11 protein-coding genes are annotated in these 13,046 nt (G+C 59.9%); 8 read left to right on the top strand and 3 right to left on the bottom strand.

What is annotated here, in order from left to right:
* The first annotated feature begins 89 nt into the window (after positions 1–89).
* The 8 genes from prmA (at position 90) to BMY73_RS12550 (ending at position 10,732) form a co-directional block, all read left to right on the top strand.
* The gene (prmA, locus tag BMY73_RS12585; protein WP_092407421.1) at positions 90–968 is read left to right on the top strand and encodes a 50S ribosomal protein L11 methyltransferase; all 879 of its coding nucleotides are present in this window, start codon (positions 90–92) and stop codon (positions 966–968) included.
* 47 nt (positions 969–1,015) lie between these two features.
* Complete coding sequence (locus BMY73_RS12580; protein ID WP_092407419.1) at positions 1,016–2,398, top strand: DUF3426 domain-containing protein; 1,383 nt, start codon at positions 1,016–1,018, stop codon at positions 2,396–2,398.
* 294 nt (positions 2,399–2,692) lie between these two features.
* Positions 2,693–3,706: a tRNA dihydrouridine synthase DusB gene (dusB, locus tag BMY73_RS12575; RefSeq protein ID WP_062378859.1), complete on the top strand. Its 1,014-nt coding sequence runs from the start codon at positions 2,693–2,695 to the stop codon at positions 3,704–3,706.
* Complete coding sequence (gene fis, locus BMY73_RS12570; RefSeq protein ID WP_062378860.1) at positions 3,703–4,023, top strand: DNA-binding transcriptional regulator Fis; 321 nt, start codon at positions 3,703–3,705, stop codon at positions 4,021–4,023. Before dusB ends, fis begins: the two co-directional genes overlap by 4 nt.
* An 81-nt stretch (positions 4,024–4,104) precedes the next feature.
* Entirely contained in the window at positions 4,105–5,712 is a 1,608-nt protein-coding gene (gene purH, locus BMY73_RS12565) for a bifunctional phosphoribosylaminoimidazolecarboxamide formyltransferase/IMP cyclohydrolase (RefSeq protein WP_092407417.1), read from the top strand.
* 173 nt (positions 5,713–5,885) lie between these two features.
* Positions 5,886–7,181 (top strand): phosphoribosylamine--glycine ligase, encoded by a 1,296-nt coding sequence (gene purD / locus BMY73_RS12560; RefSeq protein ID WP_092407415.1) that lies wholly within the window; start codon positions 5,886–5,888, stop codon positions 7,179–7,181.
* A gap of 93 nt (positions 7,182–7,274) precedes the next feature.
* On the top strand, positions 7,275–10,070 hold the full coding sequence (locus BMY73_RS12555) for a hybrid sensor histidine kinase/response regulator (RefSeq protein WP_062378982.1): 2,796 nt from the start codon (positions 7,275–7,277) through the stop codon (positions 10,068–10,070).
* A 65-nt stretch (positions 10,071–10,135) separates the two neighbouring features.
* The gene (locus BMY73_RS12550) at positions 10,136–10,732 is read left to right on the top strand and encodes a MarC family protein (RefSeq protein WP_092407413.1); all 597 of its coding nucleotides are present in this window, start codon (positions 10,136–10,138) and stop codon (positions 10,730–10,732) included.
* 20 nt (positions 10,733–10,752) lie between these two features.
* On the opposite strand, the gene BMY73_RS12545 is transcribed toward BMY73_RS12550, so the two are convergent.
* The 3 genes from BMY73_RS12545 to BMY73_RS12535 are packed head-to-tail and all read right to left on the bottom strand — an operon-like array spanning position 10,753 to position 12,939.
* Positions 10,753–11,391: a hypothetical protein gene (locus BMY73_RS12545; protein WP_062378867.1), complete on the bottom strand. Its 639-nt coding sequence runs from the start codon at positions 11,389–11,391 to the stop codon at positions 10,753–10,755.
* Positions 11,375–12,088 (bottom strand): hypothetical protein, encoded by a 714-nt coding sequence (locus BMY73_RS12540; protein ID WP_092407411.1) that lies wholly within the window; start codon positions 12,086–12,088, stop codon positions 11,375–11,377. The genes BMY73_RS12545 and BMY73_RS12540 overlap by 17 nt, the downstream gene beginning before the upstream one ends.
* 50 nt (positions 12,089–12,138) lie before the next feature.
* The gene (locus BMY73_RS12535; protein ID WP_092407409.1) at positions 12,139–12,939 is read right to left on the bottom strand and encodes a hypothetical protein; all 801 of its coding nucleotides are present in this window, start codon (positions 12,937–12,939) and stop codon (positions 12,139–12,141) included.
* Positions 12,940–13,046 lie beyond the last annotated feature (107 nt).

Raw genomic sequence — 13,046 nt, 5'->3', positions numbered from 1 at the left:
TTTGTTGTTTCTCCCCGAACCCCGTAAACTTGCGGGTCTTTCGTGGCATAACGCCGCCTGTCTCTTTTTCAATTCGAAGGTAATCCGCCATGCCTTGGCTGCAAGTCCGTCTCGCCATCAGCCCAGAACAAGCCGAAACCTACGAAGACGCGCTGCTTGAGGTCGGGGCCGTGTCGGTGACGTTCATGGACGCTGAAGACCAGCCGATCTTCGAACCTGAACTCAACACCACGCCGCTGTGGTCGCACACGCACCTGCTGGCTCTGTTTGAAGCCGACACCAACCCCGATCAGGTCCTTGCACACCTCAAGCTGCTGACCGGCACCGACCTGCCGGAGCACCTGCACGAAGTGATCGAAGACCAGGACTGGGAGCGCAGCTGGATGGACAACTTCCAGCCCATGCGTTTTGGCCAGCGTCTGTGGATCGTGCCAAGCTGGCACGCAGCACCCGAGCCCGATGCCGTCAACCTGCTGCTCGATCCAGGCCTGGCCTTCGGCACCGGTACGCACCCGACCACTGCCCTGTGCCTGGAATGGCTGGACGGTCAGGACCTGAGCGACTGCAACGTCCTCGACTTTGGCTGCGGCTCGGGCATCCTTGCCATTGCCGCCCTGCTGCTGGGGGCCAGGCATGCGGTCGGCACCGATATCGACGTCCAGGCACTGGAAGCCTCCCGTGACAACGCGGGGCGCAACCACGTACCGGCGGAGAAATTTCCGCTCTATCTGCCCGAAGACCTGCCGAAAGAGCCAGCCGACGTCCTGGTCGCTAATATTCTTGCAGGACCTCTGGTGTCTCTGGCACCTCAGCTGGCCAGTCTGGTCAAACCCGGTGGACGCCTGGCCCTGTCCGGCATTCTCGCGGAACAAGGCGACGAAGTCGCCGCGGCCTACGCCGACACATTCGACCTGGACCCGATCGCTAACCGTGACGGCTGGGTGCGGATTACGGGTCGTCGCCGCTGATCCACTGACCATACACCTTTAGGCGCTCGTTAATCCCGGATACCCGCATGACCGACAGTTTCGTCACCCAGTGCCCGCACTGCCAGACCCGTTTCCGCGTCAGCCACGCCCAGTTGAGCGTCGCTCGAGGCATGGTGCGTTGCGGCTCTTGCCTGCAAGTGTTCAACGCCGCGAAACAACTGTTGGAGCAACGGATCGGGGCCGCGAACGCAGGCAGTGAACCGCCTGCCGACACCACATCCGCGCCGGTTCCGGTACCCGGACCGGAGGAAACGCCTGCCGTCCTTGCCAGCCACTCCGTCACGGTGGCCGAGCCCGCCCCGCTGCCGGTCACGCGCGAAAGCCGTCATGTCGACGTGGACAGCCTGGATCTGGACGACCTCGACGTGGAGCTCGCCCGCCTTGAGCAGCGCGAGATTCAATTGCCCGAATCCTTCGGCCGCGCCAGCCACGCCCGTGACCACGACGAGGTCGAGTCTTTCAGCGCCCGTCGCGACGACCCCGAAGTCACGACCGAACACTGGGACCAAGGGCTGAGCCACGACGACGTCGACCACCTGCCGGAATTACGCGCCGAAGTCATCGTCGAACACGACGATCAAGCCCCTCTCGACGAGGCGCTGGTTGGCGAAGACATTGACCGGGACGACGACCACCGCACCGAGCCTTCGCTGTCACTGAGCACCGACGACATCGACGACGAACCGCCACCTGCTCACCTGCGCCATTCCGATGCTGAAACCGATGAGCCACATGGCTCCGAACGCTTTTCGGCGCTGGATGGCGACGACGACCGCGATCACGCTCACCCTCTGGAAGACAACGATGAGGGCGAACGACCACACGCCCGTGGCAAGCGCGAGCGCAGCGAACCGGCCCTGCGCGACCGGGCGTTGCTGGATCTGACGGACGATCCGCTGCAGCTCGCCTGGCAAAAGCCCAAACCTCGCTGGGGGCGCCGCGTGCTCTGGCTGCTGTTGGTGTTGATTGCGCTCGGTGCGCTGGCGGGGCAGTACATCGCTTATCACTTCGAGGAGCTTGCCCGTCAGGACCAGTACCGCCCCTGGTTTCAGGAACTCTGCCCCCAGATCGGCTGCAAGGTGCCTTCCAAGGTCGACATCAAGCTGCTCAAAAGCAGCAATCTGGTGGTTCGCAGTCACCCCGAGTTTCAGGGCGCGCTGGTGGTGGATGCGATCATCTACAACCGTGCCTCGTTCTCTCAGCCGTTTCCACTGCTGGAACTGCGCTTCGCCGACGCCAGTGGTCAGTTGATTGCCAGTCGTCGGTTCAAGCCAGGCGAATACCTGAGCGGCGAACTGGCCGGAAAGGACGAAATGCCGCCGCAGACGCCGATCCACATTGCTCTGGACATTCTCGACCCCGGTCCGAAGGCGGTGAATTACAGTTTGAGTTTTCGCTCGCCGGAGTAAACTCCGAGACCGGCTTTCCCTGGATGCGAGCGCGGCGACCGCATAGAAATGCGGCGTAGAGCGACTGAAAAACCGACGACAGTTTTATGACGGCCCTGTCTCGAAGCTAACCATTCGCGATAAGAGAATAACTGTTCAGATTTTATCCAATTCAGCCTTTATCCAGTCATCGAGAGCGGGTATCATGCCCACCCTTTTTCATACTCTGGGTCCCGTCTGAACCGTCGCGCCGACTTTGATTGGTGGCACTTTTCGGACCAGACCTCGTGATTCGGCCCCACAACAGGTCACCCTATGTCGGCGGTACGCATCGGCCCATATACATTGCAAAACGGCTTGATTCTCGCCCCCATGGCGGGCGTCACCGACCAGCCCTTCCGACAGCTCTGTCGCCGACTCGGCGCGGGCCTGGTGGTTTCGGAAATGGTCACCAGTGACATGAGCCTGTGGAACAGCCGCAAATCGCGGTTGCGCATGATCCACGAAGGTGATCCCGAACCCCGTTCGGTACAGATCGCCGGTGGAGATCCGCAGATGCTGGCGGATGCAGCACGTGCCAACGTCGAACTTGGCGCGCAGATCATCGATATCAACATGGGCTGTCCGGCCAAAAAGGTCTGCAACAAGGCCGCTGGTTCCGCACTGTTGAAAGATGAACAGTTGGTGACCGAAATCCTGCACGCGGTGGTCGCGGCAGTCGACGTGCCGGTCACCCTGAAAATTCGTACCGGTTGGGACCGGGCGAACAAAAATGGTCTGACGGTCGCCCGAATCGCCGAACAAGCCGGAATCCAGGCCTTGGCGGTACATGGTCGGACCCGCGCGGATCTCTACACCGGTGAAGCCGAGTACGACACGATCGCAGCGATAAAGCAGGCGGTGTCGATTCCGGTGTTCGCCAACGGCGACATCGATTCACCGGAAAAAGCCCGGCACGTCCTGCACGCGACCGGGGCCGACGGACTGTTGATTGGCCGGGCCGCCCAAGGGCGCCCATGGATTTTTCGCGAGATAGAACACTACCTGCGCACCGGGGAAAAACTCCCTGCACTGGCGTTGGGTGAAGTGGAACGCATTCTGCTAGAGCATCTGGCCGCGCTTCACACGTTCTATGGCGACGTTATGGGCGTGCGGATCGCCCGTAAACACGTCGGCTGGTATCTCGCAACCTTGCCGGGCGCCAGGGAGTTTCGCGCCCGTTTCAATCGTTTGGAAGATACGGAAGCACAGTGCGCCAACGTTCGGGAATTCTTTGCCGAACGCGATAAAAGCCCGGTAGCAGGGAACGAACAAGAGGTGGCCGCATGACGATGATGACAGAGACTTTAGTGAGTGGAACAACACCCGTGAGCGACAACGTCAATTTGAAACAGCACCTCAATACGCCGAGCGCAGAAGGTCAGACCCTTCGCGGAAGCGTCGAAAAGGCGCTGCACAATTATTTCGCTCACCTTGAGGGTGCTGCCGTCACTGATGTCTACAATCTGGTGCTCTCGGAAGTCGAAGCCCCGTTGCTCGAGTGCGTGATGAATTACGTCAAGGGCAACCAGACGAAGGCATCCGAACTGCTCGGCCTGAACCGTGGCACCTTGCGCAAGAAACTCAAGCAGTACGACCTGCTGTAAGCATCCAAAACACAAAAAGCGACCTCACTTCAATGCGGTCGCTTTTTTTGTAGAACTCATTTGCTTTTGATGGAAGTTGAGATGACCGACCAGACTACCCGCCTGCCGATCCGCCGCGCCTTGATCAGCGTTTCCGACAAGACCGGGATCCTTGAATTCGCCCGTGAACTCGAAGCCCTGGGCGTCGAGATCCTCTCCACCGGCGGCACCTTCAAGCTGCTCAAGGACAACGGCGTTGCAGCGGTAGAAGTCGCGGATTACACCGGCTTTGCAGAAATGATGGACGGTCGGGTCAAAACCCTTCACCCGAAAATCCACGGTGGCATCCTGGGCCGTCGCGGCACCGACGACGCCATCATGGCCGAACACGGCATCAAGCCAATCGACCTGGTCGCCGTGAACCTGTATCCGTTCGAAGCCACGGTTTCCAAGCCAGGCTGCGACCTGCCGACCGCAATTGAAAACATCGACATCGGCGGTCCGACCATGGTCCGCTCGGCGGCTAAAAACCACAAAGACGTCGCTATCGTGGTCAACGCAAGCGACTACGGCCAGGTGCTGGAAAGCCTCAAGGCCGGAGGCCTGACCTACGCACAGCGTTTCGACCTGATGCTCAAGGCGTTCGAACACACCGCTGCATACGACGGCATGATCGCCAACTACCTGGGCAGCGTCGACCAGACCGCCGAGACCCTGTCGACCGAAGGCCGCAGCGAATTCCCTCGCACCTTCAACACCCAGTTCATCAAGGCTCAGGAAATGCGCTACGGCGAGAACCCGCATCAGAGCGCGGCGTTCTACGTTGAAGCAAAACCTGCCGAGGTCGGCATCGCCACCGCAACCCAACTGCAGGGCAAGGAACTCTCCTACAACAACGTTGCGGACACCGACGCTGCCCTGGAGTGCGTAAAGAGCTTCGTCAAGCCGGCCTGCGTCATCGTCAAGCACGCCAACCCGTGCGGCGTGGCGGTCAGCCCGGATGCAGAAGGCGGCATTCGCCAGGCGTACGAGCTGGCCTATGCCACCGACAGCGAGTCGGCGTTCGGCGGCATCATCGCCTTTAACCGTGAACTGGACGCCGAGACCGCCAAGGCCATCGTCGAGCGCCAGTTCGTCGAAGTGATCATCGCACCCAGCGTCAGCGCCGAAGCGCGAGCCATCGTCGCCAGCAAAGCCAATGTTCGCCTGCTGACCAGCGGCCAGTGGGCGGCTGATCGTGCACCGGCGTGGGACTACAAGCGCGTCAACGGCGGCCTGCTGGTGCAGAGCCGCGACATCGGCATGATCACCGCCGACGATCTGAAAGTCGTGACCCAACGCGCGCCAAGCGAGCAGGAAATCCACGACCTGATCTTCGCGTGGAAAGTCGCCAAATACGTTAAATCAAACGCCATCGTCTACGCCAAGAACCGTCAGACCATCGGTGTCGGCGCCGGCCAGATGAGCCGTGTGAACTCCGCACGCATTGCGGCCATCAAGGCCGAGCACGCAGGCCTGCAAGTTCAGGGTGCGGTCATGGCGTCGGACGCCTTCTTCCCGTTCCGTGACGGCATCGACAATGCCGCCAAGGTCGGCATCACGGCAGTGATTCAGCCCGGCGGCTCGATGCGTGACAACGAAGTGATCGCGGCGGCCGATGAAGCGGGTATCGCCATGGTCTTCACGGGCATGCGCCATTTCAGGCACTGATAGATACGACACAGACCTTGTAGAAGCGCGATCGCCCGCGATGGCCATGATGCGGTGTAACTGAAACACCGCGGTGACTGAATCGCGGGCAAGCGCGCTCCTACATGGACAGGCATTGCGCCGACGACTCGGCGTTTGCCCCACACAGAATTAGCGTCATCGAGGTTAGAAAAATGAACGTACTCATCATCGGCAGCGGTGGCCGTGAACACACTCTGGCCTGGAAGGTCGCGCAGGACCCGCGCGTCCAGAAGGTCTTCGTCGCCCCAGGCAACGCGGGCACGGCCATCGAAGCCAAATGCGAGAACGTCGCCATTGATGTCCTGTCGCTCGAGCAACTGGCTGACTTCGCCGAGAAGAACGTTTCGCTCACCATCGTCGGCCCGGAAGTCCCACTGGTCGCCGGCGTGGTCGATCTTTTCCGTTCCCGCGGTCTGGACTGCTTCGGTCCGACCAAGGGCGCTGCACAGCTGGAGGGTTCGAAAGCCTTCACCAAAGACTTCCTGGCCCGTCACAAGATTCCTACCGCTGATTACCAGAACTTCACCGAGATCGAGCCGGCATTGGCCTACCTGCGCGAGAAAGGCGCACCGATAGTGATCAAGGCCGACGGCCTGGCGGCAGGCAAGGGCGTGATCGTCGCCATGACCCTGGAAGAAGCCGAAGACGCCGTGCGCGACATGCTCGCAGGCAACACGTTCGGCGACGCGGGTTCGCGTGTCGTCATCGAAGAGTTCCTCGACGGCGAAGAAGCCAGCTTCATCGTCATGGTCGACGGCAAGAACGTGCTGCCGATGGCGACCAGCCAGGACCACAAGCGTGTGGGCGATGGCGACAGCGGCCCCAACACGGGCGGCATGGGCGCATACTCCCCTGCACCGGTGGTCACCGCCGACGTGCACCAGCGCGTGATGGATCAGGTGATCTGGCCGACTGTCAGAGGCATGGCAGACGAAGGCAACGTTTACACCGGCTTCCTCTATGCTGGTCTCATGATCGACAAGGCCGGAAACCCGAAGGTCATCGAGTTCAACTGCCGCTTCGGCGACCCGGAAACCCAACCGGTCATGCTGCGGCTGCAATCGAGCCTGGTCTTGCTGGTCGAGGCCGCATTGGCGCAAGCTCTGGATAAAGTCGAGGCTCAATGGGACCCGCGTCCGAGCCTGGGTATCGTATTGGCGGCAGGCGGTTATCCTGCCGATTACGCCAAAGGCGACGTGATCCACGGTCTGGACGCCGCTGCCGCATTGCCGGGCAAGGTGTTCCATGCCGGTACGGCGCTCAAGGACGGCCAGGTGGTGACGTCCGGTGGTCGCGTTCTGTGTGCAACCGCGCTGGGCGACAGCGTAGGCAATGCCCAGAAGCAGGCGTACGATCTGGCTGCAGAGATTGACTGGAAAGGCTGTTTTTACCGCAAGGACATTGGCTATCGCGCCATTGCCCGAGAACGCGGCGAGCATCTGGAGTAAGTCTGGAGCCAGCCGGTTTTCCTGATGGAAAACCGGCTGATGACCCAGTGCCGCCCCAGAGTCAACTGGCTTCATTCACGAAGGGATTTCGCCGTGCGCTGGCTCAGGATTGCCACTTGTTTGATCATCGCCATGATGGCTCTGCCCTGTGTCCCTTCGGCTTGCGCCGAGGTCAGCGCAGGATGGTCGACCCTTGTCGACGATCAGGCCAACCTGCAACTCAGTGATGTTCGCTCTGCGCATTACGATTCACAATTCAGCCCGGTCGAACTTGACCAGGTCCGCGCCACTCCCCGCGACTCAGCGCTGTGGCTGCACTACCTCCTGCCCCCCACCAACCACGAACAACTGGTCCGTATCTTCGCTCCGGATCTCGCGACCGTTGACATGTACGTGCTCGATGGCGAGACCTTGATCGATCACTCACGCTCGGGTAACAAAGTCCCTCGTGCCGCTCATCCATTGCCCTCCATCGACTTTCTGTTGCCGGTCCCACAGAGCGACAAACCGCTGGATATCTACCTGCGCCTGAAGTCAGAACAGGAGTTGCGGCCCAATATTTCTCTGCAATCTGCGGTGGCAAGCGCTGCCGATGAACGCCGGCCGCTATTACTCGGGCTGTTCTTCGGCTCGCTGATCATGCTGATCGTGCAGAACATCACGCGCTTCGCTCAATCGCGCTCGGCCAGCAGTCTGTGGCTAGCGGCCTGCGAAGGTTTTCTGGGGCTGAGCGCACTGTTGCTGCTCAACCTGCAGGCGCCCTGGTTGCCGCACTGGCATCTGGCACAAACCCCCAGCGCTCACCTTGCCCTGTTGCTTGCCGCCGCCACCGGCCTGATGTACGCCTACTGTTTCTTCGTCCAGCGCGGCGTCGAGGCGTTGAACCGGCTGCTGATGAGTGTGTTGTTGATCGTCGGCTTCGGCGGCTTGCTGGTGCTGTTCGTCGACACATTGCCGCTGAACATCCTGACCTTCCTGCTGGTCGCCCTCACCACGCTCACGATCACGCTGGTGTCGATCTATCACCTGCAGAAAGGGTATGCGCCCGCGCGCCCCTTCGTCATCGCGATGATCGTCTTCAACCTCGGCAATCTGGTGATTCTCCCGGCCATGCTCTGGCTGACGACCATTGCGGCGCAAACCCTGATCATTGCGGTGATGGGCATGTTCTGCCTGTGTGGTCTGCTGATGAGCATCGCACTGAGCGAGCGCCATCGCAGCATCACCGAAGACAACTTCAGTATCAGCCGGGAGCTGGCGGCGAGCACCGCCGAGATCAACGCCAAAGCTGAATTTCTGGCGAAGATCAGCCACGAGATCCGTACCCCCATGAACGGTGTGCTCGGCATGACCGAGTTGCTGCTGGGCACCCCGTTATCGGTCAAACAACGCGACTACGTGCAGACGATTCATAGCGCCGGCAACGAGCTGCTGACACTGATCAACGAGATCCTCGACATCACCAAGCTTGAGTCCGGGCAGATCGAACTGGATGACGTCCAGTTCGACCTCAACGCGATGATCGAAGACTGCCTCAGCATCTTCCGCGCGAAGGCCGAACAGCAAAGTGTCGAGTTGATCAGCTTCATCCAGCCGCAAGTCCCGCGTGTAATCAGCGGTGACCCGACCCGATTGCGACAGACACTGCTCAGCCTGCTGGAAAACGCGTTAAAAAAGACCGACGAGGGCGAGATCCTGCTGGTGGTCGCCCTCGACTCCCGTGGAGGCAAACCGCGTCTGCGCATCGCCGTTCAGGACAGTGGTACGCCGCTCACGCCCAAAGAGCGTGATGCCTTGCTTCATGCTGAACTGCACAGCAAGAACTTTCTGGCCGCCAGCAAGGTCGGCGGCCACTTGGGGCTGGTGATCGCGCGCCAGCTGATTCTGTTGATGAACGGCGAGTTCGGCATTCAGAGTGGCAGCAACCAAGGCAGCACCTTGTGGTTGAGCCTGCCGCTGGACGCTGAACGACTGGAACAACCACCCGCCGACCTCGACAGCCCGCTTAAAGGCGCACGCGTGCTCGTGGTGGACGACAACGACACCTGCCGCAAGGTGCTTGTCCAGCAATGCAGCGCCTGGGGCTTGAACGTCAGCGCGGTGCCGTCAGGCAAAGAAGCCCTGGCGCTGCTGCGCACCAAAGCACACCTGCGTGACTATTTCGACATCGTGTTGCTCGACCAGAACATGCCCGGCATGACCGGCATGCAGCTCGCAGCCAAGATCAAGGAAGACCCAAGCCTCAATCACGATATTCTGCTGATCATGCTCACCGGCATCAGCAACGCACCGAGCAAGATCATCGCGCGCAATGCCGGCGTCAAACGCATCCTCGCCAAGCCGGTGGCCGGCTACACCCTCAAGACCACACTGGCCGACGAACTGAATCAGCGCAATAAAGGCCAGGCGCCGTTTCCGCCCTCGCCTGTCGTCAACCTCGAGGTCGACGTACCCAGCGACTTCCGCATCCTCGTCGCAGAAGACAACAGCATCTCCACCAAGGTCATCCGCGGCATGCTGGGCAAACTCAATCTCCAGCCCGACACCGCCAGCAATGGCGAGGAAGCGCTGCGAGCCATGAAAGCCCAGCGTTACGATCTCGTGCTGATGGATTGCGAAATGCCGATTCTCGACGGCTTCTCGGCCACTCAGCAATTGCGCGCCTGGGAGATGGGCAATCAACGGTCACGCACCCCTGTGGTTGCGCTGACCGCCCACATTCTGGCCGAACACAAGGACCGCGCCCGCCAGTCAGGCATGGACGGTCACATGTCCAAACCCGTGGAGTTGTCTCAACTGCGTGAGCTGGTGGAGTACTGGGTCGAGCAACGGGCTCGTAACGCGGCGGTTGAAGAAGCCGGCGACCCGGGGCGCTATCAGCAAAACTGAACCTCGACCTTGCGTGGCGCCTGATAGACTTGCCCGGTCCAAGTCTGCCGCCACGAGCTCAAACCATGCTGCATGTGTTGTTCAGCGTTTACCTGAAGATGTTGGTGCTTTATAGCCCGTTCTTCGTCCTGTCCTGCTTCATCAGCCTGAGCCGAGGCTATTCGCGCAAAGAACGTCGTTACCTGGCGTGGAAGGTTGCTTTCGCAACCTTGGTATCGAGCGTGCTGCTGTACCTGTTCGGGCGCGTGATCTTCACCGTCTTCGGCATCACTGCCGACGCTTTCCGGATCGGCGCCGGAAGCGTGCTGTTCATCTCCGCGCTGGGCATGGCACAGGGTAAGTCCGGCGTTCAGACCGACAACGTGCAGCAAGACGTGACCATCGTTCCACTGACCATCCCGATCACCGTAGGCCCCGGCACCATCGGCGCCCTCCTGGTGATGGGCGTCAGCCAGCCACATTGGGACGACAAACTGACCGCCATTGTCAGCATTGCCCTGGCCAGCTTCACCGTCGGTGTGGTGCTTTACCTGTCCAACAGCATCGAGCGTGTGCTGGGCGATCAGGGTTTACAGATCGTCAGTCGGCTGATGGGGCTCTTTGTTTGCGCGCTGGCTGCGCAGATCATCTTCACCGGCATCAAGGGTTATCTGGTGCCTTGAACCGTCCCGCCGTCACGCCTTTATAGCTCAAGAATCGCCTGGCGGGCCTGCCGGGCCAAGTGCGCCCTGATGCGTTCCCTGTAGGGCTGGTAGCTTTCTTCAGAGAGCAAGAATGAGCCTCCATTGGAACGAATGGTCAGATCACCGCCCGCTTCCCAGGCAACAGGTCCGGGCTTGAAAGCTCGTGAGGTCATTTGCAAACCGCACACCAGAATGCTTACGCCACCGCCTTCGTTGGCGCAGCACGGGATGACCTGAAAACTTTCCGAACGACCAGATGAGAACCATGAATTGAAGAATGTTCGGGCATGACTGCTGTCAAGCAGCTTGCTGATGGATCGCTCCAGCACAGCTTGCAATTCCCGGGAGGTGGCGCTCCCTGCGATCGCGTACGGAACATATCTGAGTTCACGGATATGCTGGATGATCAACTGATCAGCGTTGATCGCCCCGGTCAGTCGGCCGCCGTTCTGATAGAGCACCCGTTGATACTGTTCGATCCACAGCTTCCAGTGGAGGCTGCGGTCATGTTTCTTGTTCGCCGAGTGCTCCGCGTACAACAGGCAGTCCAGAATGTCGTCACGCAGGCTGCGGGAAACCGAAGCCTCGAACGACACCAGGTTATTCCCCATTAACAGGGTGTCATTGCGGCTGGACATCGCGGACCTCCTGAAGCGTGTAAATCAGACCCGCACGACGATCATTGAGGGCTTGATTTATCTTCTCCCGAAACTGCGCGTAGACGATTTCCATCACGCGCGCGGAGTAAAACGCCATCTCGATATTGCCCCGCACCTCCTCCGGGTTGAACACCTCAACCAGAAGCTCCGCAGACGAGGGCTGACGCGTCGTGAACGAGAGCACCATCAAGCCAAGCCCGGTCGTCGGCTCAAACACTGCCAGTTGCAGGGCAATTTTTCGTTCCGACACACCCGATGCGGGATCTTCAAAAGAAGTCTCAATGACCTGACGGTTCAACATCGCTACAGCGGGCTGATCGGGGTGCTCCTTCACAGAGCATGTGGCGAGGGCAGCCCCCTCAGCAAAAAGCGATTTGGGGATGAAGGCCGGCAATTGCTTGTCGACCCAGTCCCACACCGTCCCTCGTCCCACTTCAGCAGCCGGCAAACTTCGACTGTCATGACTTCTGACCGCCCAGCCGAACCTGTTCAACGCCGCCAGCCAGGTATGCCGCCAATCCAGCGCGGCGTCAAAACGCGAATGCCGTTTGGACGCAGCCAATTGCGTGTAAAGCGTGCAGTCCATCACGTCTTTTTTTTGCTGATCGCTGCAGGCCGCCGACATGAACACGACACAGCCAGCATTGATGTGCCCTTCAATCGTTCCTTGATTCACAAGAACCTCCCGGGATGAAAGAAGGGGCGACTGGCGCCCCTTCGTGATTCTTAGATATCAAACTCTTCAATGGCCGACCTGGCGCTATCGTCGAGCCGATCCTGAATGAACTGTCGATTCCGCGCATACATCCGAGTGTTCAAGCTCAAATTGCTTTCAGCACGGAAGGTCTTGACCTCGGTGCTGCTCCACTCCCAGAACAACACATCAGTAACGTTGGACGAGGTCAGGAAATTAACCGCGCCCATCGCCAGGCTGACCGTACCGCCTGCCGATTCGGTGCATGCACCGACAAGAAAGTTCGCGCCGTTGTGGGATTTGGTCTGACGGTCAAACAGGCGTCGCGGTTTTTCCTGCGCCTTGAGCGCGTTGACCGTATCCGCCGCCACCTTCAACATCGCAGCCGAGGCAGGGCCCGGCAGCGTCGCCGCTGCAATAGCGGAGCCCAGAATTTCAATCGCAGCCTGATCCATGGTGAAACGCTGGTGGTTGGAGCGATAACGCGCATAATTCCAGCTGCGCGAGAGCCAGCCCACTTTCGAGAGGACCTTGTTAAACAGGCCGTACCACTCTGCGGTCTGGGTCTCAGGATTGTATTTTTTGTTGGCCACCAGCGTCGCGAACAGGAACGAGTCCATGACGTCCTCTCTGTTCTGGCGCGACACTCCGTCGGTAAAGGCGAGCAAGCTACTGCCAACCACGGCGCCCACCGCCGGCTCGGGGTTAGCCAGCGGCATCGGCTGGTTCAATGCCGAAATATGATCCATCAGCGACAGCGTACCGTCGGCCATGTCACTGTTGGCGATAAAAGCCCGTGTGGCGTCGCTGTTCATACCTGTTTCAAAGCTCATTTGTTTAATCCCTTAAAGTAAGTCATGTCCTTCACTGGACAAGACCGAGATTAATCAACTTTTAGCGACTGAAAACAGGCGGTCTGGAACGGGAAGTCCAGCTGCGG

Source organism: Pseudomonas sp. NFACC02 (assembly GCF_900110765.1).
In the GTDB taxonomy this organism is placed as follows: Bacteria; Pseudomonadota; Gammaproteobacteria; order Pseudomonadales; family Pseudomonadaceae; genus Aquipseudomonas.
The sequence above is the reverse complement of the archived record's forward strand: the minus strand, read 5'-3'. Positions and strand labels throughout refer to the sequence as shown.